The organism is Pseudomonas sp. 22189, from assembly GCF_052045635.1.
In the GTDB taxonomy this organism is placed as follows: Bacteria; Pseudomonadota; Gammaproteobacteria; order Pseudomonadales; family Pseudomonadaceae; genus Aquipseudomonas; species Aquipseudomonas parakoreensis.
Genome location: NZ_JBQEPG010000002.1, coordinates 43,071 through 68,005 on the forward strand (window position 1 = coordinate 43,071; position 24,935 = coordinate 68,005).

23 protein-coding genes are annotated in these 24,935 nt (G+C 60.5%); 16 read left to right on the forward strand and 7 right to left on the reverse strand.

Going from position 1 to position 24,935, the window contains the following annotated elements:
- Positions 1 to 349: 349 nt before the first annotated feature.
- The 9 genes from ACTJKS_RS01915 (at position 350) to ACTJKS_RS01955 (ending at position 8,713) form a co-directional block, all read left to right on the forward strand.
- Positions 350 to 1,381: an amino acid ABC transporter substrate-binding protein gene (locus tag ACTJKS_RS01915; protein ID WP_007965188.1), complete on the forward strand. Its 1,032-nt coding sequence runs from the start codon at positions 350 to 352 to the stop codon at positions 1,379 to 1,381.
- Between the two features lie 65 nt (positions 1,382 to 1,446).
- Complete coding sequence (locus tag ACTJKS_RS01920) at positions 1,447 to 2,628, forward strand: amino acid ABC transporter permease (RefSeq protein ID WP_262947982.1); 1,182 nt, start codon at positions 1,447 to 1,449, stop codon at positions 2,626 to 2,628.
- A gap of 10 nt (positions 2,629 to 2,638) precedes the next feature.
- On the forward strand, positions 2,639 to 3,736 hold the full coding sequence (locus ACTJKS_RS01925) for an amino acid ABC transporter permease (RefSeq protein WP_041064780.1): 1,098 nt from the start codon (positions 2,639 to 2,641) through the stop codon (positions 3,734 to 3,736).
- A gap of 13 nt (positions 3,737 to 3,749) precedes the next feature.
- The gene (locus ACTJKS_RS01930; protein ID WP_003221897.1) at positions 3,750 to 4,514 is read left to right on the forward strand and encodes an amino acid ABC transporter ATP-binding protein; all 765 of its coding nucleotides are present in this window, start codon (positions 3,750 to 3,752) and stop codon (positions 4,512 to 4,514) included.
- A gap of 237 nt (positions 4,515 to 4,751) precedes the next feature.
- A complete protein-coding gene (locus ACTJKS_RS01935; RefSeq protein ID WP_198758448.1) occupies positions 4,752 to 5,411 on the forward strand; it encodes a FadR/GntR family transcriptional regulator in 660 nt (219 codons plus the stop codon).
- A complete protein-coding gene (locus ACTJKS_RS01940; protein ID WP_108181757.1) occupies positions 5,401 to 6,687 on the forward strand; it encodes a CynX/NimT family MFS transporter in 1,287 nt (428 codons plus the stop codon). The genes ACTJKS_RS01935 and ACTJKS_RS01940 overlap by 11 nt, the downstream gene beginning before the upstream one ends.
- Before the next feature lie 193 nt (positions 6,688 to 6,880).
- Positions 6,881 to 7,351 (forward strand): nuclear transport factor 2 family protein, encoded by a 471-nt coding sequence (locus ACTJKS_RS01945; protein WP_108181758.1) that lies wholly within the window; start codon positions 6,881 to 6,883, stop codon positions 7,349 to 7,351.
- A 39-nt stretch (positions 7,352 to 7,390) separates the two neighbouring features.
- Complete coding sequence (locus ACTJKS_RS01950) at positions 7,391 to 7,693, forward strand: GIY-YIG nuclease family protein (RefSeq protein WP_108181759.1); 303 nt, start codon at positions 7,391 to 7,393, stop codon at positions 7,691 to 7,693.
- Between the two features lie 84 nt (positions 7,694 to 7,777).
- Positions 7,778 to 8,713: a glutathione S-transferase family protein gene (locus ACTJKS_RS01955; protein WP_262947980.1), complete on the forward strand. Its 936-nt coding sequence runs from the start codon at positions 7,778 to 7,780 to the stop codon at positions 8,711 to 8,713.
- An 89-nt stretch (positions 8,714 to 8,802) separates the two neighbouring features.
- On the opposite strand, the gene ACTJKS_RS01960 is transcribed toward ACTJKS_RS01955, so the two are convergent.
- Both ACTJKS_RS01960 and yejK read right to left on the reverse strand, forming a co-directional pair.
- Positions 8,803 to 9,153, reverse strand: coding sequence for a glutaredoxin family protein (locus ACTJKS_RS01960; protein ID WP_047292699.1), 351 nt, complete (start codon positions 9,151 to 9,153; stop codon positions 8,803 to 8,805).
- The gene (gene yejK / locus ACTJKS_RS01965; RefSeq protein ID WP_047292700.1) at positions 9,153 to 10,157 is read right to left on the reverse strand and encodes a nucleoid-associated protein YejK; all 1,005 of its coding nucleotides are present in this window, start codon (positions 10,155 to 10,157) and stop codon (positions 9,153 to 9,155) included. Before yejK ends, ACTJKS_RS01960 begins: the two co-directional genes overlap by 1 nt.
- A gap of 395 nt (positions 10,158 to 10,552) precedes the next feature.
- Here yejK and ACTJKS_RS01970 point away from each other — a divergent pair, with 395 nt between their 5' ends.
- Positions 10,553 to 10,834, forward strand: coding sequence for an HU family DNA-binding protein (locus tag ACTJKS_RS01970; RefSeq protein WP_003221909.1), 282 nt, complete (start codon positions 10,553 to 10,555; stop codon positions 10,832 to 10,834).
- A 178-nt stretch (positions 10,835 to 11,012) separates the two neighbouring features.
- On the opposite strand, the gene rlmF is transcribed toward ACTJKS_RS01970, so the two are convergent.
- The 5 genes from rlmF to ACTJKS_RS01995 all read right to left on the reverse strand — a co-directional run bounded on the left by rlmF (position 11,013) and on the right by ACTJKS_RS01995 (position 17,731).
- Positions 11,013 to 12,032 (reverse strand): 23S rRNA (adenine(1618)-N(6))-methyltransferase RlmF, encoded by a 1,020-nt coding sequence (gene rlmF / locus ACTJKS_RS01975; RefSeq protein WP_142580161.1) that lies wholly within the window; start codon positions 12,030 to 12,032, stop codon positions 11,013 to 11,015.
- Positions 12,033 to 12,258: 226 nt separating this feature from the next.
- A complete protein-coding gene (locus ACTJKS_RS01980; RefSeq protein ID WP_198758452.1) occupies positions 12,259 to 15,105 on the reverse strand; it encodes a valine--tRNA ligase in 2,847 nt (948 codons plus the stop codon).
- 251 nt (positions 15,106 to 15,356) lie between these two features.
- Positions 15,357 to 15,743: a DNA polymerase III subunit chi gene (locus tag ACTJKS_RS01985; RefSeq protein ID WP_198758453.1), complete on the reverse strand. Its 387-nt coding sequence runs from the start codon at positions 15,741 to 15,743 to the stop codon at positions 15,357 to 15,359.
- A gap of 8 nt (positions 15,744 to 15,751) precedes the next feature.
- The gene (locus ACTJKS_RS01990; protein WP_145597539.1) at positions 15,752 to 16,180 is read right to left on the reverse strand and encodes a DNA polymerase III subunit chi; all 429 of its coding nucleotides are present in this window, start codon (positions 16,178 to 16,180) and stop codon (positions 15,752 to 15,754) included.
- 60 nt (positions 16,181 to 16,240) lie between these two features.
- The gene (locus ACTJKS_RS01995) at positions 16,241 to 17,731 is read right to left on the reverse strand and encodes a leucyl aminopeptidase (RefSeq protein ID WP_047292705.1); all 1,491 of its coding nucleotides are present in this window, start codon (positions 17,729 to 17,731) and stop codon (positions 16,241 to 16,243) included.
- A gap of 308 nt (positions 17,732 to 18,039) precedes the next feature.
- Here ACTJKS_RS01995 and lptF point away from each other — a divergent pair, with 308 nt between their 5' ends.
- The 6 genes from lptF to era all read left to right on the forward strand — a co-directional run bounded on the left by lptF (position 18,040) and on the right by era (position 24,816).
- Complete coding sequence (gene lptF, locus ACTJKS_RS02000; protein ID WP_108181766.1) at positions 18,040 to 19,161, forward strand: LPS export ABC transporter permease LptF; 1,122 nt, start codon at positions 18,040 to 18,042, stop codon at positions 19,159 to 19,161.
- Positions 19,154 to 20,215, forward strand: coding sequence for an LPS export ABC transporter permease LptG (gene lptG, locus ACTJKS_RS02005; protein WP_198758455.1), 1,062 nt, complete (start codon positions 19,154 to 19,156; stop codon positions 20,213 to 20,215). The genes lptF and lptG overlap by 8 nt, the downstream gene beginning before the upstream one ends.
- Before the next feature lie 172 nt (positions 20,216 to 20,387).
- Positions 20,388 to 22,184 (forward strand): translation elongation factor 4, encoded by a 1,797-nt coding sequence (gene lepA, locus ACTJKS_RS02010; RefSeq protein WP_041064736.1) that lies wholly within the window; start codon positions 20,388 to 20,390, stop codon positions 22,182 to 22,184.
- A gap of 9 nt (positions 22,185 to 22,193) precedes the next feature.
- Positions 22,194 to 23,048 carry a signal peptidase I gene (gene lepB, locus ACTJKS_RS02015; protein ID WP_041064734.1) on the forward strand — a complete coding sequence of 285 codons (855 nt, stop codon included), beginning with the start codon at positions 22,194 to 22,196 and terminating at the stop codon, positions 23,046 to 23,048.
- A gap of 183 nt (positions 23,049 to 23,231) precedes the next feature.
- A complete protein-coding gene (rnc, locus tag ACTJKS_RS02020) occupies positions 23,232 to 23,921 on the forward strand; it encodes a ribonuclease III (RefSeq protein ID WP_024011703.1) in 690 nt (229 codons plus the stop codon).
- Positions 23,914 to 24,816, forward strand: coding sequence for a GTPase Era (era, locus tag ACTJKS_RS02025; RefSeq protein WP_041064729.1), 903 nt, complete (start codon positions 23,914 to 23,916; stop codon positions 24,814 to 24,816). Before rnc ends, era begins: the two co-directional genes overlap by 8 nt.
- Positions 24,817 to 24,935: the final 119 nt, after the last annotated feature.

Consider the following 24,935-nt stretch of genomic DNA (forward strand, 5'->3'; position numbering starts at 1 on the left):
GCTTCAGCAAGCGGTGTGGTACGGGCTTTGCTATGGAGGATTCTGTATGAAGCGTCCTACGCCTTGCGGTAACACTATCAGTGTACGTCGTGCGAAGGGATTGCAAAGAATCCGGTGATGGATGTTCGCCAATGGCCGCTACGGGCAACGCGAACGTGAAAGGGCTACAGCCCGTTCGGCCGACTGGTGAGAAGTGAGTTGTCCATGATGTGGATTTTCTCCTACTAGACTCATAGCGAAGGTCTTACGTCGGTTGACCCCAAAAAAAGCCAACACGGGTCAACAACGCCTCAAAAGGGTGCGACTGGACTCAAGCTCCGACACAACAAGAGCAAAACTGGAGGTTTGAATGAAGATGTTGAAATCCACTCTGGCGGTCGTGACTGCTGCAGCAGTACTCGGCGTCAGCGGGTTCGCTCAGGCGGGTGCAACCCTGGATGCCGTGCAGAAGAAAGGTTTCGTGCAATGCGGCGTGAGCGACGGTCTGCCGGGTTTCTCGGTGCCGGACGCCTCGGGCAAGATTCTCGGGATCGACGCTGACGTTTGCCGCGCTGTGGCCGCTGCCGTATTCGGCGACGCCAACAAGGTCAAGTTCAGCCAGTTGAACGCCAAGGAGCGCTTCACCGCGCTGCAGTCCGGCGAAATCGACCTGCTCTCGCGCAACACCACCATGACCAGCTCGCGTGACGCCGGTATGGGCCTGAAATTCCCGGGCTTCATCACTTACTACGACGGTGTGGGCTTCCTGGCCAACAACAAGCTGGGCGTGAAAAGTGCCAAGGAACTGGACGGTGCAACCATCTGTATCCAGGCCGGTACCACCACCGAACTGAACGTGTCCGACTACTTCCGCGCCAACGGCCTGAAGTACACCCCGATCACCTTCGACACCTCCGATGAAAGCGCCAAGTCGCTGGAATCCGGTCGTTGCGACGTGCTGACCTCCGACAAGTCGCAGCTGTACGCCCAGCGCAGCAAACTGGCGTCGCCGAAAGACTACGTGGTGCTGCCGGAAACCATCTCCAAAGAACCTCTGGGCCCGGTCGTGCGTAATGGCGACGACGAGTGGCTGGCGATTGTTCGCTGGGTTGGCTACGCGCTGCTGAACACTGAAGAAGCCGGCGTGACCTCGAAAAACGTGCTGGAAGAAGCCAAATCCACCAAGAACCCGGACGTCGCTCGACTGCTGGGTGCTGACGGTGAATACGGCAAGGACCTGAAACTGCCGAAGGACTGGGTTGTGAAAATCGTTTCGCAGGTCGGTAACTACGGTGAAATCTTCGAGAAAAACCTCGGCAAGAGCACTCCGCTGGAAATCGACCGTGGCCTGAACGCGCTGTGGACCAACGGCGGCATTCAGTACGCACCACCAGTGCGCTAATGGTTCTATCACCCGGCGGGCCAACCGCCGGGTGATGTTCTGTTCCATTTTTTCCGGGGCACTTCATGCAAAATTCAATCGGCGCACCAAAGCAGAGGTTCAGCCTCAGCGATCCGCGAGTGCGTGCGTGGCTGTTTCAGATCATTACCGTCGTGGCGGTGATCGCCATGGGCTGGTATCTGTTTGACAACACCCAGACCAACCTGCAGCACCGGGGCATCACCTCCGGTTTCGACTTTCTCGAGCGCAGTGCCGGGTTCGGCATCGCTCAGCACCTGATCTCCTACACCGAAGCGGACAGTTACGCTCGGGTGTTCGTGATCGGCCTGCTCAACACGCTGTTGGTGACCTTCATCGGTGTGATCCTGGCGACCCTGCTGGGCTTCATCATCGGTGTGGCGCGGCTGTCGCCGAACTGGATCATCAGCAAACTGGCGACCGTGTATGTGGAAGTGTTCCGCAACATTCCGCCGCTGCTGCAGATCCTGTTCTGGTACTTCGCGGTGTTCCTGACCATGCCGGGACCGCGCAACAGCCACAACTTCGGCGACACCTTCTTTGTCAGCAGCCGGGGCCTGAACATGCCGGCCGCGCAAATGGCTGACGGCTTCTGGGCATTCTTCATCAGCGTGGTGCTGGCCATCGTCGCCATCGTGCTGATGTGCCGCTGGGCCAACAAGCGATTCGAAGACACCGGCGAACCATTTCACAAGTTCTGGACCGGCCTGGCGATCCTGCTGGTGATCCCGACCTTGTGCGCGCTGATCTTCGGTGCACCCCTGCACTGGGAAATGCCGCAACTCAAGGGCTTCAACTTCGTTGGTGGCTGGGTGCTGATCCCGGAACTGCTGGCGTTGACCCTGGCGTTGACCGTGTACACCGCAGCATTCATCGCGGAAATCGTCCGTTCCGGGATCAAGTCGGTCAGCCATGGCCAGACCGAAGCGGCGCGTTCGCTCGGCTTGCGCAACGGCCCGACCCTGCGCAAGGTGATCATTCCGCAAGCCCTGCGGGTCATCATTCCGCCGCTGACCAGCCAATACCTGAACCTGGCGAAGAACTCGTCACTGGCCGCCGGTATCGGTTATCCGGAAATGGTTTCGCTGTTCGCCGGCACCGTGCTCAACCAGACCGGTCAGGCGATCGAAGTCATTGCCATCACCATGAGCGTGTACCTGGCGATCAGTATCAGCATTTCCCTGCTGATGAACTGGTACAACAAGCGCATTGCGCTGATCGAACGGTGAGGAAACGCGCATGACAACCCATACTTTCAAACCCGACATGCCACCGCCGGCCAAGGTTTTCGGCCCGATGGCATGGATACGCGCCAACATGTTCTCCAGCTGGCTCAACACCCTGCTGACCCTGTTTGCGTTTTACCTGATTTATCTCGTCGTGCCGCCGATCCTCAGCTGGGCGATCCTTGACGCCAACTGGGTCGGCACCACCCGCGCCGACTGCACCAAGGACGGCGCCTGCTGGGTGTTCATTCAGCAGCGTTTCGGCCAGTTCATGTACGGCTACTACCCGGTGGAACTGCGCTGGCGTGTAGACCTGACCGTGTGGCTGGCAGTGCTCGGCGTGGCGCCTCTGTTCATCTCGCGCTTCCCGCGTAAAGCGGTGTACGGCCTGAGCTTCCTGGTGATCTACCCGATCGTCGCCTGGTGCCTGCTGCATGGCGGCGTGTTCGGCCTCGATGCCGTGGCGACCAGCCAGTGGGGCGGCCTGATGCTGACGCTGGTCATCGCCACCGTCGGTATCGCCGGCGCCTTGCCGCTGGGGATCATTCTGGCGCTGGGCCGTCGCTCGAACATGCCGGCGATCCGTGTGGTCTGCGTGACGTTCATCGAGTTCTGGCGTGGCGTGCCGTTGATCACGGTGCTGTTTATGTCCTCGGTGATGCTGCCGCTGTTCCTGCCCGAAGGCATGAACTTCGACAAGCTGCTGCGGGCGCTGATCGGGGTGATTCTGTTCCAGTCGGCCTACGTCGCCGAGGTGGTGCGCGGCGGTCTGCAAGCGATCCCCAAAGGGCAGTACGAAGCGGCTGCGGCGATGGGCCTCGGTTACTGGCGCGCCATGGGTCTGGTGATTCTGCCGCAAGCCTTGAAGCTGGTGATCCCGGGCATCGTCAACACCTTCATTGCGCTGTTCAAGGACACCAGCCTTGTGATCATCATCGGCCTGTTCGACCTGCTCAACAGCGTCAAGCAAGCCGCTGCCGATCCGAAATGGCTGGGCATGGCCACCGAAGGCTACGTGTTCGCCGCCCTGGTGTTCTGGATTTTCTGTTTTGGTATGTCGCGCTATTCCATGCATCTGGAACGCAAGCTCGACACTGGCCACAAGCGTTAGGAGTTCTCTGTAAATGAGCGAAGCAATCAAAAAGCCTGTGGGCCCTGAAGGCATTATCCAGATGCAGGGCGTGAACAAGTGGTACGGCCAGTTCCACGTGCTGAAAGACATCAACCTCAACGTCAAACAGGGCGAGCGTATTGTTCTGTGCGGCCCGTCGGGTTCCGGCAAATCGACCACCATCCGCTGCCTCAATCGCCTGGAAGAACACCAGCAGGGCCGCATCGTGGTTGATGGCGTGGAGCTGACCAACGACCTCAAGCAGATCGAAGCGATCCGCCGCGAAGTCGGCATGGTGTTCCAGCACTTCAACCTGTTCCCACACCTGACCATCCTGCAGAACTGCACGCTGGCGCCGATGTGGGTGCGCAAGATGCCCAAGCGCAAGGCCGAAGAAATCGCCATGCATTACCTGGAGCGCGTACGCATTCCGGAGCAGGCGCATAAATTCCCGGGGCAACTGTCCGGCGGTCAGCAACAGCGTGTGGCGATTGCCCGCGCGCTGTGCATGAAACCGAAAATCATGCTGTTCGACGAACCGACTTCGGCACTCGACCCGGAGATGGTGAAAGAGGTGCTCGACACCATGATCGGCCTCGCCGAAGACGGCATGACCATGCTCTGCGTGACCCACGAAATGGGCTTCGCCCGCACCGTGGCCAACCGCGTGATCTTCATGGACAAGGGTGAAATCGTCGAACAGGCGGCGCCGAACGACTTCTTCGACAACCCGCAGAATGACCGCACCAAACTGTTCCTGAGCCAGATCCTGCATTGATTCAGGTTGATGCACCAGACAAACCCGGCCCTGTGCCGGGTTTTCTTTTGCCTGCGATTTTCATTTTCCCCTGTAGGAGCTGCCGCAGGCTGCGATCTTTTGACGTTGNGTTGATCGTTAAGCACAAGATCAAAAGATCGCAGCCTGCGGCAGCTCCTACCCGGGGTTGTGTGAACTGGAGCATCTGACTAAGATGTCAGAAAATTCATCCTATGATTGGATGAAAGGGCGAATTTCATGACAGACACTTCACCTTTGATCAAGCGATCCCTGGTCGATCAGGCCCTGGATCAGTTGCGCCAGCGCATCACCGATGGCGTGTGGCAGGTCGGCGAACGACTCCCGACCGAGCCTGAGCTGTGCGCCGAGCTGGGCATCAGCCGCAACACCGTGCGTGAAGCCATGCGCGTGCTGGCGTTTTCCGGGTTGATCGAAATCCGGCAGGGCGATGGCAGTTATTTGCGCGCAGTGGTCGATCCGATGGACACGCTCAAGGCATTGTCCCGTTGCTCGCTGGAGCAGGCGCGCGAGACCCGGCACATCCTCGAAGTCGAGGCGATTGGCTTGGCCGCGTTGCGCCGCACCGATGAAGATCTCGCCGCATTGCGCGAAGCGCTCGGCACCAGCGGCAGCCACTACCACGGCGATCTCGACACTTACATTGCCTGCGATCTGGTGTTCCATCGCCGTCTGGTGGACGCCGCGCACAACCCGACCCTCAGCGAGCTGTATCGCTATTTCTCCAGCATCGTCGGCGCGCAATTGCGCCAGACGCTGAACATCGTCCCGCGCCGTCAGGAAGTGTTCGACCTGCACATCGAGTTGCTCGATGCGGTCGAACAACGCGACCCGGAACGGGCCAAAGCCATATCGAGGCAGTTGATCAATGAACCTTGAAAGCGAGAAAAACCTCCCAATCCCCAAGCGCACGGCGGAGCTCGAAGAGCTGCTGATCGACGCCGAGGCCGACGACGAACACGTGCAGCAAAGCCATCCGCTGGTGCGCCGGCCATGGCTGTTGCTGCTGGGGCTGATTCTGGTGGCGCTGAACCTGCGCCCGGCGCTGTCGAGCATGGCGCCGTTGCTCAGCGAAGTGTCGAAAAGCCTTGGCCTGTCTGCGGCGCAGGCCGGTTTGCTGACCACGTTGCCGGTGTTGTGCCTGGGCTTGTTCGCACCGCTGGCGCCGATTCTGGCGCGGCGTTTCGGCGCTGAACGAGTGGTGCTGGGGATTCTGCTGACCCTGGCCGCCGGGATCATTGTGCGCAGCAACTTCGGTGAGATCGGGCTGTTTGCAGGTAGCGTGCTTGGTGGCGCGAGCATCGGCATCATCGGTGTATTGCTGCCGGGTATTGTCAAACGCGACTTCGCCAAACACGCCGGAACCATGACCGGCGTGTACACCATGGCCCTGTGCCTGGGCGCGGCAATGGCAGCGGGTTCCACCGTGCCATTGAGCGAACACTTCGACCACAGCTGGGCGCTGGGCCTGGGTTTCTGGGTGATCCCGGCGCTGGTGGCGGCGCTGTTCTGGCTGCCGCAAGTCGGGCAGAAACACGGCGCGCACAACGTTGCCTATCGGGTGCGTGGGCTGCTGCGCGATCCGCTGGCGTGGCAAGTTACCTTGTACATGGGCCTGCAATCGTCGCTGGCGTACATCGTGTTCGGCTGGTTGCCGTCGATCCTGATCGGCCGCGGCCTGACTCCGACCCAGGCCGGCCTGGTGCTGTCCGGCTCGGTGATCATCCAGCTCGCCAGCTCCCTCGCGGCGCCGTGGCTGGCGACCCGGGGCAAGGATCAGCGTCTGGCGATCGTGGTGGTGATGGCGCTGACCCTCGGCGGTCTGTTCGGTTGCCTGTATGCGCCGATTGAAGGGCTGTGGGGCTGGGCGATTCTGTTGGGGCTGGGGCAGGGCGGTACGTTCAGTCTGGCGCTGACCCTGATCGTGCTGCGCTCGCGGGATTCGCACGTGGCGGCGAACCTGTCGAGCATGTCCCAAGGCTTTGGCTACACGCTGGCGTCGATGGGGCCGTTCGCCGTCGGCGTGGTGCATGACTGGACTGGCGGCTGGAATGCCGTGGGCTGGATTTTCGGCATCATCGGCACCGGTGCGATCATTGCCGGGCTGGGTGCGGGCCGGGCGCTGTACGTGCAAGTGCAAAGCGAGAAAATCTGACACCTGTAGGAGCTGCGGCACGCTGCGATCTTTTGATGTTGATCTTGACGGTCTTGAAGATCAAAAGATCGCAGCGTGCCGCAGCTCCTACAGGATTTGTGTGCTCCGGGTATTCGGTGCACGAATGCCGATAGTGTTTCTGCGATTTGCAGCTTATCGTGCTGGCAATCTGTCCATTTCCCGGAGTTTGCCCATGAGCGAAGCCCACGCCGCCCTGATCACCCGCTTCTACCAAGCCTTCCAGCGCCTCGACGCCGAGGCCATGGCCGCGTGCTACACCGATGACGTGGTGTTCAGCGATCCGGCCTTCGGCGAGTTGCGCGGGCGCGATGCCGGGGACATGTGGCGCATGCTCACCACTCGCGCCAAGGACTTCTCCCTGACCTTCGACAATGTCCGCGCCGACGAGCGCAGCGGTGGCGCGCACTGGGTGGCGACGTATCTGTTCAGCCAGACCGGCAACGTGGTGATTAACGATATTCAGGCGCGCTTCGTCTTTCGTGACGGCAAGATCTGCGAGCATCACGATCACTTCGACCTGTGGCGCTGGTCGCGTCAGGCGTTGGGTTTCAAGGGCTTGCTGCTGGGCTGGACACCGCTGGTGCGCAATGCCGTTCGCGCACAGGCGCTGAAAGGGCTGAAGGTATTTCAGGCCGGTCGCTGATAAGATCGCGGCCTGTTTCCTGCACGTCCAGATCCCGAAGTGACCAGCCTCAGCGAAAAACCGATTGATGTTGTCGAACCCGTGAGCAAATCCTGGTTCGTCTATCTCGTGCGCGCGGCCAACGGCTCGCTGTATTGCGGGATCAGCGACGATCCGGTGCGGCGCTTTGCCAAGCATCAGAGCGGCAAGGGCGCGCGGTTCTTCCTGTCCAGCCCGGCGATGGCGCTGGTCTTCACCGAACGTTGCCGCGACAAGAGCGATGCGTTGCGCCAGGAACGCTTGATCAAGAAGCTGCGCAAAAGCGCCAAGGAATGCCTGGTCGCGTCTTATCAATCTGACTGATCGGTTCCCATCAGCCAGATCTGTAGGCTGCTAATCAAATGCACGCTAAGCTGCCGATTCACTTTCTGTGCGGCGGAGCCGAGCATGTCCGAGTTGATTCTGCATCATTACCCGACCTCTCCATTTGCCGAAAAGGCTCGTCTGCTGTTGGGCTTCAAAGGCTTGTCCTGGCGCTCGGTGCACATCTCGCCGGTGATGCCCAAGCCGGATCTGACCGCGCTGACTGGCGGCTACCGCAAGACTCCAGTGTTGCAGATCGGCGCGGACATCTATTGCGACACCTCGTTGATCGCCCGTCGTCTGGAGCAGGAAAAAGCCCTGCCGGCGTTTTTCCCGGAAGGTCAGGAAATGACCAGCGCCAGCTTCGCGGCATGGGCCGATTCGGTGGTGTTCCAGCATGCGGTCAGCCTGGTGTTCCAGCCGGAATCGGTGGCGGTACGTTTCGGCAAGTTGCCGCCGGAGGCGATCAAGGCGTTTATCGCTGACCGTGCCGGTCTGTTCAGTGGTGGCAGCGCCACGCGGTTGCCGGCCGAACAGGCCAAACACCAATGGCCAACGATCATGGCGCGCCTGGAGCAGCAGTTGCAGCGCGAGCAGGGCGACTTCCTGTTCGGTGAGCCATCGATTGCCGACTTCGCCTTGGCGCATCCGCTGTGGTTCCTCAAGGCGACGCACGTCACTGCGCCGTTGGTCGATGAATATCCGGCCGTGACGGCCTGGCTTGGGCGTGTGCTGGGCTTTGGCCATGGCGCCGCGAGCGAAATGAGCGCCGAGGAGGCGCTGCAAGTGGCGCGCACCTCGACGCCGGCGGCGTTGCCGGATGAGCAGTTTGTCGATCCGAACGGGGTCACGGCCGGGCAGCAGGTGGCGATTGCTGCCATTGACTACGGGGTGGATCCGGTGGAAGGCGAGTTGCTGTTTGCTGGCCGCGAAGAGCTGATCCTGCGCCGCGAAGACCCGCGTGGTGGCGTGGTGCACGTGCACTTCCCGCGCTTTGGTTTCCGCATCGAAGCCCGCTAAAAGCAAAAGATCGCAGCCTCCGGCAGCTCCCACACCGATCTCATGTAGGAGCTGCCGAAGGCTGCGATCTTTTGATCTTGATCTTGCTGTTACTGCAGGGCAGCGAGGATTTCGTCCGGGTCGAATCCGCGAATCAGCGTGCCATTCACGTCGATCAACGGAATCCCGCGCCCGCCCAGCGCCTCGTACGCTTTGCGCGCCTCGGCGTCCTTCTCGATATCGAATTCCCGGAAAGGAATCCCCTTGCTGTCGAGAAAACGCTTGGTCTGTTTGCAGTAGCCGCACCAGTCGGTGGCATACAGCACGACACGGGCCTGCGCCCGCGTCTGCTCAGAGACCATCTGCGACGGGTTGAACACCCGCTCGATCTTGCCCCAGTTCTGATAGATCACCACCACCAGCAGAACCAGCGCAACCTTCTTCAGCACATTGCCCAGCATCAGTTGCGGCGCTTGAGCTGATCGGTGAGCGAGGTCGGCAGGCCCTTGATGATCAGGGTGCCGGCCTCTTCGTCGTATTCGATCTTCGAACCCAGCAGGTGCGCTTCAAAGCTGATTGACAGGCCTTCGGCGCGGCCGGTGAAGCGGCGGAACTGGTTGAGGGTGCGTTTGTCCGCCGGAATTTCCGGCGACAGACCGTAGTCCTTGTTGCGGATGTGATCGTAGAAGGCTTTCGGCCGTTCTTCATCGATCAGCTCTGACAGTTCTTCCAGGCCCATTGGCTCGCCGAGCTTGGCCTGACTGCTGGCGTAATCGACCAGGGTCTTGGTTTTCTCGCGGGCGGAATCTTCCGGCAGGTCTTCGCTCTCGACGAAGTCGCTGAAGGCCTTGAGCAGGGTGCGGGTCTCGCCCGGGCCGTCGACGCCTTCCTGGCAGCCGATGAAGTCGCGGAAGTACTCCGAAACCTTCTTGCCGTTCTTGCCCTTGATGAACGAGATGTACTGCTTGGACTGCTTGTTGTTCTGCCACTCGGAGACGTTGATCCGCGCCGCCAGGTGCAGTTGGCCGAGGTCGAGGTGACGCGACGGGGTGACGTCCAGCTCGTCGGTCACCGCCACGCCTTCGCTGTGGTGCAGCAGGGCGATCGCCAGGTAGTCGGTCATGCCTTGCTGATAGTGGGCGAACAGCACGTGGCCGCCGACCGACAGGTTCGACTCTTCCATCAGTTTCTGCAGATGCTCGACCGCGACTTTGCTGAACGCAGTGAAGTCCTGGCCGCCTTCCATGTATTCCTTCAGCCAGCCGCTGAACGGAAACGCGCCGGATTCCGGATGGAACAGGCCCCAGGCTTTGCCTTGCTTGGCGTTGTAGCTCTCGTTGAGGTCGGCAAGCATGTTCTCGATGGCCGCGGACTCAGCCAGTTCGGAGTCGCGGGCGTGCAGAACTGCGGGCGTGCCGTCGGGTTTTTTGTCGATCAGGTGGACGATGCAATGACGGATCGGCATGGGCTTCTCGGCTGGTGGAAGGGAGGAGGGCGGGCTCCCCCGAAAAAGCGCCCAGTGTACCGCAACCACTGGTTTTGGCGCGGGGTGAAGGGCAAATCCGGGGCGGGTGGCCGCCCTTATGCAGTTTTTTACCGATTTAGAGCAATAAACCTGACCAAATGGGTAGCTAGAGGCGGATATTTCCCCGTCTCTGTGCTAGTTTTGCCCGGTCTTACGCGAAGTCACTGCGTTAAGCGTGCAATCAGCATTTGTCAGGTCGAACCAAACCCTGATTTCGGTATCTATAACCCGACTCGTCGTGGTTATCGCCGAGGGTGCCAGATCCAGAAGATCGGGCTCGATGGCTGACACTGCACTCTGCAATCCATATGAATTTGATAGGGAAGGAACACTACATGGCTCTTACTAAAGACCAACTGATCGCCGACATCGCTGAAGCTATCGACGCGCCGAAAACCACCGCGCGTAACGCTCTGGACCAACTGGGCCAAATCGTTGCCGATCAGCTGGAAAACGGCGGCGAAATCACCTTGCCAGGTATCGGCAAGCTGAAAGTGACCGAGCGTCCTGCCCGCACTGGCCGTAACCCTTCGACTGGCGCTGCCATCGAAATCCCTGCCAAGAAAGTGATCAAGCTGGTTGTGGCCAAAGGCCTGACCGACGCTGTGAACAAGTAAGACGCAGCGATAAAAAAACCGTGCACCGGAGCGATCCGGGCACGGTTTTTTTGTGCCTGCGATTTGGCAAGGCGTTACGCCGCCCTGTAGGAGCTGTCGAGTGAAACGAGGCTGCGATCTTTTGATCTTGTTTTCAAGCAGGATCAAAAGATCGCAGCGTGCCGCAGCTCCTACAGAATCAGCGAACCCAGCGCTCGCGACGCCAGATCTGCTGCTCGGACTTGGTCTGAAAGGTCCACGCCACGAAGCGGCTCTGTTTCTGCCCTTGCGACATCTCCACCACCTGGCTTTCCAGCACGCCAGCCTTTTTCAGGGCGGTTTCGATGGCCGGCAGGTTCGAGGCTTTCGAGACCAGGGTGCTGAACCACAGCACCTTGTGCTGGAAGTTCGCGCTCTCGGCGATCAGTTGCGTCACGAAACGCGCTTCACCGCCTTCACACCACAGCTCGGCAGACTGACCACCGAAGTTCAGCACCGGCAGTTTGCGTTTCGGATCGGCCTTGCCCAGTGCGCGCCATTTGCGCTCGCTGCCCTTGGTCGCCTCTTCCATCGAAGCGTGGAACGGCGGGTTGCACATGGTCAGGTCAAAGCGCTCGCCCGGTTCCAGCAGGCCGATCAGGATGTGTTTGCGGTTTTCCTGCTGGCGCAGCTGGATCACCTTATTCAGGCCGTTGGACTGGACGATGGCCCGGGCAGCAGCCACGGCGGTCGGATCGATTTCCGAGCCGAGGAAGTGCCAGCGGTATTCGCTGTTGCCGATCAGCGGATAAACGCAGTTGGCGCCCATGCCGATGTCCAGCACGTTGACGATTGCACCGCGCGGCACCTTGCCGTCGTTCATGCTGGCCAGCAGGTCAGCGAGGAAATGCACGTAATCGGCACGACCGGGGACCGGTGGGCACAGGTAGTCTGCCGGGATGTCCCAATGCTCGATGCCATAAAACGCCTTGAGCAGCGCCCGGTTGAACACGCGCACCGCGTCGGGGCTGGCGAAGTCGATGCTTTCCTTGCCGTACGGGTTGGTGATCACGAACTTCGCCAGTTCCGGCGTGGTCTTGATCAGCGCCGGGAAGTCGTAGCGACCCTGATGGCGATTGCGCGGGTGCAGGCTGGCCTTTTCACGCGGCTCGACGGCTTTGGCCGGGGTCGCGGCATCAGGCTTGTTGCGCGCAGGTTTGGGGGGGCGGGGGGCGTTCATGGGTGTGATCGATTCGGGTATGGCTGAAAGTGGCGGGTATTGTCCCACATTGATGAGTCATGCGCCGAACGCATGTAGGAGCTGCCGAAGGCTGCGATCTTTTGATCTTGTTTTTAAAAAAATCAAATTCAAAAGATCGCAGCCTTCGGCAGCTCCTACAGGGGATTGGTGTTCTGGAATAAAAAAGGGAGGCCACTTGGCCTCCCTCTTTCATTGCGGCTTGCCCTTACAGGCTGGAAATCCGCGCATGTTGCTCGGCCAGTTTGCCCAAGGCCTGTTCAGCCTCGGCCAGTTTGGCGCGTTCCTTCTCGATGACTTCGGCCGGCGCCTTGTCAACGAAACCGGCGTTGGACAACTTGCCGCCAACGCGCTGGACTTCACCTTGCAGACGCAGGATTTCCTTGTCCAGACGCGCCAGCTCGGCGCCCTTGTCGATCAGACCGGCCATCGGCACCAGCACTTCCATCTCGCCAACCAGCGCGGTGGCCGACAGTGGCGCTTCTTCGCCGGCGGCGAGTACGGTGATCGATTCCAGACGCGCCAGCTTCTTCAGCAGCGCTTCGTTCTCGGTCAGACGACGCTGGTCTTCAGCGCTGACGTTCTTCAGGTAGATCGGCAGCGGTTTGCCCGGGCCGATGTTCATTTCGCCACGGATGTTGCGCGTGCCGAGCATCAGGCCTTTGAGCCATTCGATGTCGTCCTCGGCGGCCGGATCGATGCGCTCTTCGTTGGCCACCGGCCAAGGCTGCAGCATGATCGTCTTGCCCTGAATACCGGCCAGCGGCGCGATGCGCTGCCAGATTTCTTCAGTGATGAACGGCATGAACGGATGCGCCAGACGCAGCGCCACTTCCAGCACGCGCACCAGCGTGCGACGGGTGCCGCGCTGACGCTCGACCGGCGCGTTTTCGTCCCACAGCACTGGCTTGGACAGTTCCAGGTACCAGTCGCAGTACTGGTTCCAGATGAACTCGTACAGCGCTTGCGCGGCGAGGTCGAAACGGAACTGATCCAGTTGACGGGTCACTTCGGCTTCGGTGCGTTGCAGTTGCGAGATGATCCAGCGATCCGCCAGCGACAGCTCGTAGGCCTCGCCGTTCTGGCCGCAGTCTTCGCCCTTGTCCAGAACATAACGCGCGGCGTTCCAGATCTTGTTGCAGAAGTTGCGATAGCCTTCGACGCGGCCCATGTCGAACTTGATGTCGCGACCGGTGGACGCCAGCGAGCAGAAGGTGAAGCGCAGGGCGTCGGTGCCGTAACTGGCGATGCCATCGGCGAACTCGTCGCGGGTCTGCTTTTCGATCTTCTTCGCCAGTTTCGGCTGCATCATGCCGGAAGTGCGTTTCTGCACCAGCGCTTCCAGCTCGATACCGTCGATGATGTCCAGCGGGTCAAGGACGTTGCCCTTGGACTTGGACATCTTCTGGCCCTGGCCATCACGCACCAGGCCGTGCACGTAGACGGTCTTGAACGGTACTTGCGGGGTGCCGTCCTCGTTCTTGATCAGGTGCATCGTCAGCATGATCATCCGGGCAACCCAGAAGAAAATGATGTCGAAACCGGTGACCAGCACGTCGGTGGAGTGGAATTTCTTCAGGAACTCGGTCTTTTCCGGCCAGCCCAGAGTGGAGAACGTCCACAGGCCCGAGCTGAACCAGGTGTCGAGCACGTCGTTGTCCTGTTGCAGCGCAACGTCCGGGCCGAGGTTGTGCTTGGCCCGGACTTCGGCTTCGTCGCGACCGACGTAGACCTTGCCCGACTCGTCGTACCAGGCCGGAATCCGGTGGCCCCACCACAGCTGACGGCTGATGCACCAGTCCTGGATGTCGCGCATCCACGAGAAGTACATGTTTTCGTACTGCTTGGGCACGAACTGGATGCGGCCGTCTTCAACGGCAGCAATCGCCGGCTCGGCCAGAGGCTTGGTCGACACGTACCACTGGTCAGTCAGCCACGGCTCGATGACGGTGCCGGAACGGTCGCCTTTCGGCACTTTCAGGTTGTGATCGTCGACGCTGACCAGCAGGCCGGCGGCGTCGAACGCAGCGACGATCTGCTTGCGCGCTTCGAAACGCTCGAGACCGGCGTACTCGGCCGGGATCTTGCCGTCGATGCTGTCGTTCAGCGTGCCGTCGAGGTTGAACACCTGGGCTGCGGGCAGCACGTTGGCGTTCTTGTCGAAGATGTTCAGCAGCGGCAGGTTGTGGCGCTTGCCGACTTCGTAGTCGTTGAAATCGTGGGCCGGGGTGATTTTCACGCAGCCGGTGCCGAATTCAGGGTCGCAGTAATCGTCGGCGATGATCGGGATGCGGCGGCCAACCAGTGGCAGCTCGACAAATTTGCCGATCAGGGCTTTGTAGCGCTCATCGTTCGGGTTAACCGCGACGGCGGAGTCGCCGAGCATGGTTTCCGGACGGGTGGTCGCGACGATCAGGAAATCGTTGCCTTCAGCAGTTTTCGCGCCGTCGGCCAGCGGGTACTTGAGGTTCCACAGGAAACCTTTTTCGTCGTGGTTTTCCACTTCGAGGTCGGAAATCGCCGTGTGCAGCTTGGTGTCCCAGTTGACCAGACGCTTGCCGCGGTAGATCAGACCGTCTTCGTGCAGGCGTACGAAGGCTTCCTTGACCGCTTCCGAGAGGCCGTCGTCCATGGTGAAGCGCTCGCGGCTCCAGTCCACGGACGAGCCGAGGCGGCGGATCTGACGGCTGATGTTGCCACCGGACTGATCCTTCCACTCCCAGACTTTCTCGAGGAATTTCTCGCGGCCCAGGTCGTGGCGGTTCTGGCCTTGGGCTTCGAGTTGACGCTCCACCAGCATCTGCGTGGCGATACCGGCGTGGTCGGTGCCCGGCTGCCACAGGGTGTTGCGACCCTGCATGCGGCGGAAACGGATCAGGGCGTCCATGATCGCGTTGTTGAAACCGTGACCCATGTGCAGGCTGCCGGTGACATTCGGCGGCGGGATCATGATGGTGTAGGAATCGCCCGCGCCTTGCGGTGCGAAATAGTTCTCGGACTCCCAGGTGTTGTACCAGGAAGTTTCAATGGCGTGCGGCTGGTAGGTCTTATCCATGCGCGGCGGGACCCTATTGGCATTTATTCAGGAAAAGCCGGGAAGTATAGCGGGGCATGGGGCCGAGGGCGAGCGGGGGGAGGCTGGGCGGACACTAATGTTGGGGGGAACCCTTGTGGTGAGGGGATTTATCCCCGATGGGCCGCGCAGCAGCCCCAAATAATTCAATCACGCTGCGTATTCGCAGGGTTCACGACTGCTGCGCAGCCGATCGGGGATAAATCCCCTCGCCACAAGGGGATCCATCCGGTTTATTCGTACTGGCTGAGCAACCGCTCCATCCGCGCCTCGAGGCGGCGTTTGATTTCGGTTTCGATGTGCGGTGCGAAGTCGTCGATCACGTCCTGCATGATCAATTGCGCGGCGGCGCGAAGTTCGCTGTCCAGGTGCAGCAGGGCGTCCGGGCCTTTATCCACAGGTGCGGCAGTGGGTGCCGGAGCCGGAGCAGGTGGCGGTTCGATGGTCGGCGGCGTGGCGTCGACGGCCTCGAACAACATCGGAATCTGTTCCTGTTCACCGTCATCGACCGTGTCGGTCAGCAGCGGCGGTTGCAGGTTGTCATCGCCGAGCAACTGACGGATCGATTCGAGATCGTCCAGCAGGTGCGCAGGCTTTTGCAGCGGTTTTGGAGTGTCCATCGGCGTACTCAGAGTCGCTGTAAACGGTGATCTTGCAGAGGATAGCCCTGTTCGCGGTAGAAACGGAAACTCTCCCGTGCCGCCGCGCGAATCGTCGGATCTTCCACCACCACTTCCGCCACGCGGGCGAATTGGCTGGCAAAGGCCGGGACTTTCAGGTCGAGATTGACCAGCAGATCCTGATGCGCGCCGCAGTCCGCGCCCACTCCCAGCACAATCAAACCGTCCGGTTCGCTCTCGGCAGGGCCATGAGGGACGAAGGTTTCGCCCTTGAATGCCCACAGGCGCGCATCGAGATCATCACGCTGAGCAGCATCGCTGCAATGCAGGTAGATGCGGTGGCCCATGCGCCAGGCTTTTTCGGTGAGCTTGCAGGCAAAGTCCAGGCGAGCCGAAGGATCGGCGCTGGGCAGGATATAGAAGTCGACTTTGGTCATTGCGGTTCCTGAGCCTGGAACGGCGTCACCGTAGAGTGACGCCGCCCAGGTTCATCGGTTTCAGGCTTTGGCGCGGTCCAGCAGGTATTGGGTCAGCAGCGGAACCGGACGGCCAGTGGCGCCCTTGTCCTTGCCACCGCTGGTCCACGCGGTGCCGGCGATGTCCAGGTGCGCCCAGTTGAGGTTCTTGGTGAAGCGCGACAGGAAGCACGCGGCGGTGATGGTGCCGGCCTTAGGCCCGCCAATGTTGGCGATGTCGGCGAACGGGCTATCGAGCTGCTCCTGGTATTCGTCGAACAGCGGCAGTTGCCAGGCACGGTCGTCAGCGGCTTTGCCGGCGCTGAGCAGTTGCTCGATCAGTTCGTCGTTGTTGCCCAGCAGGCCCGAGGTGTGGGCGCCCAGGGCAACCACGCAGGCACCGGTCAGGGTGGCGATGTCGATCACCGCTTGCGGCTTGAAGCGCTCGGAGTAGGTCAGCGCGTCGCACAGCACCAAGCGGCCTTCGGCGTCGGTGTTGAGGATTTCCACGGTCTGGCCGCTCATGGTGGTGACGATGTCGCCCGGACGCGACGCAGTGCCGCTCGGCATGTTTTCCGCACAGGCGAGGATGCACACCAGATTGATCGGCAGCTTCAGCTCAAGGACGGCACGCAGGGTACCGAACACGGAGGCCGCGCCGCCCATGTCGTACTTCATTTCGTCCATGCCGGCGCCAGGCTTGAGGCTGATGCCGCCGGTGTCGAAGGTGATGCCTTTACCGACCAGCGCGTAAGGCTTCTCGGACTTCTTGCCACCGTTGTATTGCATGACGATCAGGCGCGGTGGCTGGGCGCTGCCCTGACCGACGGCGTAGAAAGAACCCATGCCCAGGGACTTGATCTTCTTCTCGTCGAGCACTTCGACTTTCAGATCCTTGAACTCTTTGCCGAGATTCTTCGCTTGCTCGCCGAGGAAGGTCGGGTGGCAGATGTTCGGCGGCAGGTTGCCCAGATTACGGGTGAAGGCCATGCCGTTGGCGATCGCGGTGGCATGGTTCACGGCGCGCTGCACTTCGGCCTGCGCAGCCTTGATGGTCAGCAGGGTGATTTTCTTCAGGGCGCGCGGTTCGGCTTTCTGGCTCTTGAACTGGTCGAAGGTGTATTCGCCGTCCACCAGGGTTTCCGCCAGCAGACGGGTCTTGCCGTAGCTGTCGCGGTTCTTGACGATGATTTCATCCAGGGCCAGCACGGCATCGCTGCCACCCAGACCTTTCAGGGTGTTGAGGATGCCAGCCACGATTTTACGGAACGGACGGTCGCCCAGTTCTTCATCCTTGCCCACGCCGACCAGCAGCACGCGCTCGGCCTTGAGGTTCGGCAGGCTGTGCAGCAGCAGGCTTTGACCGACCTTGCCGGCCAGATCGCCACGCTTGAGCACGGCGCTGATCGCGCCACCGCTCAGCTCGTCGACCTGTCTGGCGGCGACGCCGAGTTTGCGGCCTTCGCCGACGGCAACCACCAGGGTGGCGGTTTTCAACGTTTCTGGGCTAACGCTTTTTACAACCAGTTCCATGTCCGGATCCCTGAATGAATGGTCAACACGCAGGCGTTCGACGGTGTCCGCAGTCGCCTGCTTATAGATAGAAGAGGCGCAGGTCTGTGCCTGCGACGAAGGCGGCAGTTTGAACCTCGCTCACCGCGCCTGACAACCCTCGGTTGTGCGATCTTCAACGGAATCTACGCTTGGGTGAGTGTGCGCAGTGACAGGCGCCCTCAATCACAGGATAATGCCGCATCTTTTTTCGACGGCTCTGCCTTGCGGGTCGCTCGAAACGTTTGCTTGTTTGGCCGCCTTAGCCTGACAACCCTGGAGTGTCTGGTTTGATCGTCTTCCGTTATCTGTCCCGTGAAGTGATGTTGACCCTGAGCGCCGTCAGCGCCGTGCTGCTGGTCATCATCATGAGCGGTCGCTTCATCAAATACCTTGCCCAGGCCGCTGCGGGCCAACTCGATCCGGGATCGCTGTTCCTGATCATGGGTTACCGCCTGCCGGGTTTCATGCAGCTGATCCTGCCGTTGGGCCTGTTTCTCGGGATCCTGCTGGCTTACGGCCGGCTGTATCTCGAAAGCGAAATGACCGTGCTCTCGGCCACCGGCATGAGTCAGCAGCGTCTGCTGCGCATGACCCTGTTCCCGGCAACCCTGGTGGCGCTGGCCGTCGCGTGGCTGAGTCTGAGCCTGGCCCCGCAGGGCGCCAATCAGTTTCAGCTGCTGCTGAACAAGCAGGATGCCCTGACCGAGTTCGATACCCTCGAACCCGGCCGTTTCCAGGCATTGCGTGACGGTACTCGGGTGACCTACACCGAAAGCCTGACCGACGATCGCGTCAACCTTGGTGGCGTGTTCATCTCGCAGAAGAACCTCGGCTCCGATCAGAAAGATCGGGGGATTTCCGTGCTGGTGGCCGAGAAGGGCCGTCAGGAGATTCACCCGGACGGCAACCGCTATCTGATCCTCCACAACGGTTACCGCTACGACGGCAGTCCGGGTCAGGCCGATTACCGCGCGATCAAATACGACACCTACGGCGTATTGCTGCCCAAGCCCGATGCCAGCGACGAAGTCACCGACCGTGATGCGATCCCGACTTCGACCCTGCTGAGCGCCGATGACGAGCGTTCCAAGGCTGAATTGCAATGGCGGATTTCACTGCCGTTGCTGGTATTCATCGTGACCCTGATGGCGGTGCCGCTGTCGCGGGTCAATCCGCGTCAGGGCCGTTTCCTGAAGCTGCTGCCGGCGATTCTTCTTTATATGGCTTACCTGACCATCCTGATTGCCGCCCGCGGCGCCCTCGAAAAAGGCAAGATTCCAGCGGTGCTCGGCTTGTGGTGGGTGCACGGGATCTTCCTGGTCATCGGTCTCGGCCTGCTGTACTGGGAGCCGTTGCGCCTGAAGCTGGCCAGCCGTCGCAGCGCTGCGCTGGAGGTGGCCCGTGGTTAAACTCGACCGCTACATCGGCAGCAGTGTATTCGTGGCGATCATCGCCGTGCTGGCGATCATTCTGGGTCTGGCGACCCTGTTTGCCTTCATCGATGAGATGAGCGACGTCAGCGATACCTACACCCTGGCCGACGTGCTGAGCTTCGTCATGCTCACCGCGCCGCGTCGCCTGTATGAAATGCTGCCGATGGCCGCGCTGATCGGCTGTCTGATCGGCCTCGGCAGTCTGGCCAGCAGCAGCGAGCTGACGGTGATGCGTGCCGCGGGTGTGTCCATCGGGCGCATTGTCTGGGCGGTCATGAAGCCCATGCTGGTGCTGATGCTGGCCGGCGTGCTGATCGGTGAATACGTGGCCCCGGCCACCGAAAGCATGGCCCAGGCCAATCGCTCGCTGGCGCAAGGCAGCGGCGATGCGCAGAGCGCCAAACACGGTATGTGGCACCGTCAGGGCGAGGAGTTCATCCATATCAACGCCGTGCAACCCGACGGCCTGCTGTATGGCGTGACCCGCTATCACTTCGACAAAGAGCGCCACCTGCTCAGTTCCAGCTTCGCCAAGCGTGCGGAGTTCGACGGCAAGCGCTGGCTGCTCACTGACGTGACTACTACGGTGTTCCATGAGCGCAACACTGAAGTGGTGAACGCGCCGAGCGAGGAGTGGGATGTATCGCTGAGCCCGCAATTGCTCAACACGGTGGTGATGGCGCCTGAGTCGCTGTCGATTTCCGGACTGTGGGGCTACATCCACTATCTGGCGGATCAAGGCCTGAGCAACGGTCGTTACTGGCTGGCATTTTGGGTCAAGGTGTTGCAGCCGCTGGTCACCGCTGCGCTGGTGCTGATGGCGATCTCCTTCATCTTCGGCCCATTGCGCTCGGTAACCCTCGGTCAGCGAGTGTTCACCGGCGTGCTGGTGGGCTTCACCTTCCGCATCGTCCAGGATCTGCTCGGCCCGTCGAGCCTGGTGTTTGGCTTCTCGCCGCTGTTCGCGGTGCTGGTGCCGGCCACGGTCTGTGCGCTGGCGGGTGTCTGGTTGCTGCGACGCGCCGGTTGATGGCCACGTTGTTGCCAATGCTTTAGCCGCGAAAACGCCTCGGTCGACAGATCGGGGCGTTTTCGTATGCAATCCGGGTGACAGGCGAACGTGACGCTTGCGCCGTGTATCAGGTACAATTCCCGGCTATTTTTCGGCGGGCCAAGCCTGCAGCCTTTTTGAGTGTTGATCCGTGAGTGATTTGAGTCATATCCGCAATTTCTCCATCATCGCCCACATTGACCATGGCAAGTCGACGCTGGCTGACCGTTTCATCCAGATGTGCGGTGGCCTGGCCGAGCGTGAGATGGAAGCCCAGGTATTGGATTCCATGGATCTGGAGCGCGAACGCGGGATCACCATCAAGGCCCACAGCGTTACTCTCTATTACAAAGCCAAAGACGGCGTCACCTACCAGCTGAACTTCATTGACACCCCGGGTCACGTCGACTTCACCTACGAAGTCAGCCGTTCCCTGGCCGCGTGTGAAGGCGCATTGCTGGTGGTCGATGCCGGTCAGGGTGTTGAAGCCCAGTCCGTGGCCAACTGCTACACCGCCATCGAGCAAGGCCTCGAGGTCATGCCGGTGCTGAACAAGATCGACCTGCCACAGGCCGAGCCGGACCGCGTCAAGGACGAGATCGAGAAGATCATCGGCATCGACGCCACCGACGCCGTCACCTGCAGTGCCAAGACCGGCCTGGGTGTCGACGAAGTGCTCGAGCGTCTGGTCGCGACCATTCCTGCGCCGACCGGCAACATCGAAGATCCGCTGCAAGCGTTGATCATCGACTCCTGGTTCGACAACTACCTGGGCGTTGTTTCCCTGGTGCGCGTGCGTCATGGCCGCGTGAAGAAGGGCGACAAGATCTTGGTGAAATCCACCGGCAAGATCCACCTGGTGGACAGCGTCGGTGTGTTCAACCCGAAACACACTGCCACTGCTGACCTCAAGGCCGGCGAAGTGGGCTTCATCATCGCCAGCATCAAGGACATTCACGGTGCACCGGTCGGTGACACCCTGACCCTGAGCTCGACCCCGGACGTTGAAGTGTTGCCCGGCTTCAAACGCATCCAGCCACAGGTTTACGCCGGTCTGTTCCCGGTCAGTTCCGACGACTTCGAGGACTTCCGCGAAGCGCTGCAGAAACTGACCCTGAACGACTCCTCGCTGCAGTACACCCCGGAAAGCTCCGATGCCCTGGGCTTCGGCTTCCGTTGCGGGTTCCTCGGCATGCTGCACATGGAGATCATCCAGGAGCGCCTCGAGCGCGAATACGACCTGGACCTGATCACCACCGCGCCAACGGTAATTTTCGAGCTGGTGCTGAAAACCGGTGAAACGATTTACGTCGACAACCCGTCCAAGCTTCCGGATGTGTCGGCCATTGAAGACATGCGCGAGCCGATCGTGCGAGCCAATATCCTGGTTCCGCAGGAACACCTGGGCAACGTCATCACCCTGTGCATCGAGAAACGCGGCGTACAGGTCGACATGCTGTTCCTCGGCAATCAGGTACAAGTGACCTACGACCTGCCGATGAACGAAGTGGTCCTGGACTTCTTCGACCGTCTCAAATCCACCAGCCGCGGCTATGCTTCGCTGGATTACCATTTCGATCGTTACCAATCGGCTAATCTGGTGAAACTGGACGTGCTGATCAACGGTGACAAGGTCGACGCCCTGGCGTTGATCGTGCACCGTGACAATTCGCACTTCAAAGGTCGCCAGTTGACCGAGAAGATGAAAGAACTGATTCCTCGTCAGATGTTCGACGTGGCGATCCAGGCGGCCATTGGCGGTCAGATCGTTGCCCGGACAACCGTCAAGGCACTCAGAAAGAACGTATTGGCCAAATGCTACGGCGGTGACGTAAGCCGTAAGAAAAAGCTGCTTGAAAAGCAAAAGGCCGGTAAGAAACGCATGAAGCAGGTCGGCAACGTGGAAATTCCACAAGAAGCCTTCCTCGCCGTGCTCAGGTTGGAATAGTCAGGTCCTATGTCACTAAATTTCCCGCTGTTGCTGGTCATCGCCGTGTTCGTCTGCGGCCTGTTGGCGTTGCTCGATCTGCTGTTCCTGGCGCCGCGCCGGCGTGCTGCGATTGCCTCTTATCAAGGCAGTGTCAGCCAGCCCGAGCCCGTGGTGGTCGAGAAGCTGAACAAAGAGCCGTTGCTGGTCGAATACGGCAAGTCGTTCTTTCCGGTGCTGTTCATCGTGCTGGTGCTGCGTTCGTTCCTGGTAGAACCGTTCCAGATTCCGTCCGGCTCGATGAAACCGACGCTGGATGTCGGCGACTTCATTCTGGTGAACAAGTTTTCTTACGGGATCCGTCTGCCGGTGATCGACAAGAAAATCATCGAAGTCGGTGATCCACAGCGTGGCGATGTGATGGTGTTCCGCTACCCGAGCGACCCGAACGTCAACTACATCAAACGTGTAGTCGGCGTGCCGGGCGACACGGTGCGTTACACCGCCGACAAGCGTCTGTTCGTCAATGGCGAGTCGATTGCCGAGCAACTGGTCGGCTCCGAGCCGGGCACGCTGGGCAGCGCGGAACTCTACAAGGAAAAACTCGGCGCCGCCGAGCACCTGATCCGCAAGGAAATGAGCCGCTACCGCGCGACGCCGGACCATACCTGGACCGTACCGGCCGGGCACTACTTCATGATGGGCGACAACCGCGACAACTCCAACGACAGTCGCTACTGGGATGATCCGAACATTCCCAAGGATCTGCTGGGCATGGTTCCCGACCAGAATATCGTCGGCAAAGCCTTCGCTGTCTGGATGAGCTGGCCGGAACCGAAACTCAGCCACCTGCCGAATTTCTCGCGGGTTGGCCTGATCAAGTAATCAATCACGGCGCTGTTGACCACAGCGCCGAATGCATTTCTGGCGTCGACACAAATCGGCACCAGGGCATGAAGCCACGATATTCAGGACGTCATTTTTGAACACAGCGTTATTTGTCCCAGGCCTGCGCCGTACCCCGGCGATGGCAGTGGAATCCAGCCACGAACTCAGCGTGGGTAAACCGTGAGCGTTTCTCTAAGCCGTCTCGAGCGCCAGCTCGGTTACACCTTCAAGGATCAGGAGCTGATGCTGCTGGCCCTCACGCACCGCAGCTTTGCCGGGCGTAACAACGAACGCCTGGAATTCCTTGGTGATGCCATCCTCAACTTCGTCGCCGGCGAGGCGCTGTTCGATCGCTTCCCGCTGGCTCGCGAAGGCCAGTTGTCGCGTTTGCGCGCACGCCTGGTGAAGGGTGAGACACTGGCCGTGCTGGCCCGTGGTTTCGATCTGGGCGACTACCTGCGTCTGGGTTCGGGCGAACTGAAAAGCGGTGGTTTCCGTCGCGAATCGATTCTGGCCGACGCCCTCGAAGCGCTGATCGGTGCGATCTACCTGGATGCCGGCATGGACGTCGCTCGCGAGCGCGTGCTGGCCTGGCTGGCCGGTGAGTTCGAAGGCCTGACACTGGTCGACACCAACAAGGATCCCAAGACCCGTCTGCAGGAACACCTGCAATCGCGCGGTTGTGAACTGCCACGCTATGAAGTGGTGGACATCCAGGGTGAGCCGCACTGCCGTACCTTCTTCGTCGAGTGCGAAGTGGTCTTATTGAATGAAAAAAGCCGAGGTCAGGGTGTGAGCCGTCGTATTGCCGAACAGGTAGCGGCCGCCGCAGCACTGATTGCCCTGGGCGTGGAGAATGGCAATGACTGATACAAACGCAACTCGCTGTGGCTACGTTGCCATCGTCGGCCGCCCCAACGTCGGCAAGTCGACGTTGCTCAACCACATCCTCGGCCAGAAGCTCGCGATCACCTCGCGCAAGCCGCAGACCACCCGTCACAACATGCTCGGGATCAAGACCGAAGGTGACGTGCAGGCGATCTACGTCGACACCCCCGGCATGCACAAAGGTGGCGAAAAGGCTCTGAACCGCTACATGAACAAAACTGCTTCGGCAGCGTTGAAAGACGTCGACGTGGTGATCTTCGTGGTCGATCGCACCAAGTGGACCGAAGAAGACCAGATGGTGCTGGAGCGCGTGCAGTACGTGACCGGCCCGCTGATCGTCGCGCTGAACAAGACCGACCGCATCGAAGACAAGGCCGAGCTGATGCCGCACCTGTCGTGGTTGCAGGAACAGCTGCCAAACGCACAGATCATCCCGATTTCCGCGCAGCAAGGGCACAACCTCGACGCGCTGGAAAAGGTCATCGCCGATCACTTGCCGGAGAACGATCATTTCTTCCCGGAAGACCAGATCACCGACCGCAGCAGCCGTTTCCTTGCTGCCGAACTGGTGCGCGAGAAAATCATGCGCCAGATGGGCGCCGAGCTGCCGTACCAGATCACCGTCGAGATCGAAGAGTTCAAGCAGCAGGGCAAGACCCTGCACATCCACGCGCTGATCCTCGTCGAGCGTGACGGCCAGAAGAAAATCATCATTGGCGACAAGGGCGAGCGCATCAAGCGCATCGGCACCGAGGCGCGCAAGGACATGGAGCTGCTGTTCGACGCCAAGATCATGCTCAACCTGTGGGTCAAGGTGAAGGGCGGCTGGTCCGACGACGAGCGTGCTCTGCGTTCGCTGGGTTACGGCGACCTGTAATTACCGTTCCAGAGAACACCGATACCCACTGTGGGAGCGAGCCTGCTCGCGAAGGGATGTAACATTCAGCATTGATGTTGACTGTCACTCCGCTTTCGCGAGCAGGCTCGCTCCCACAT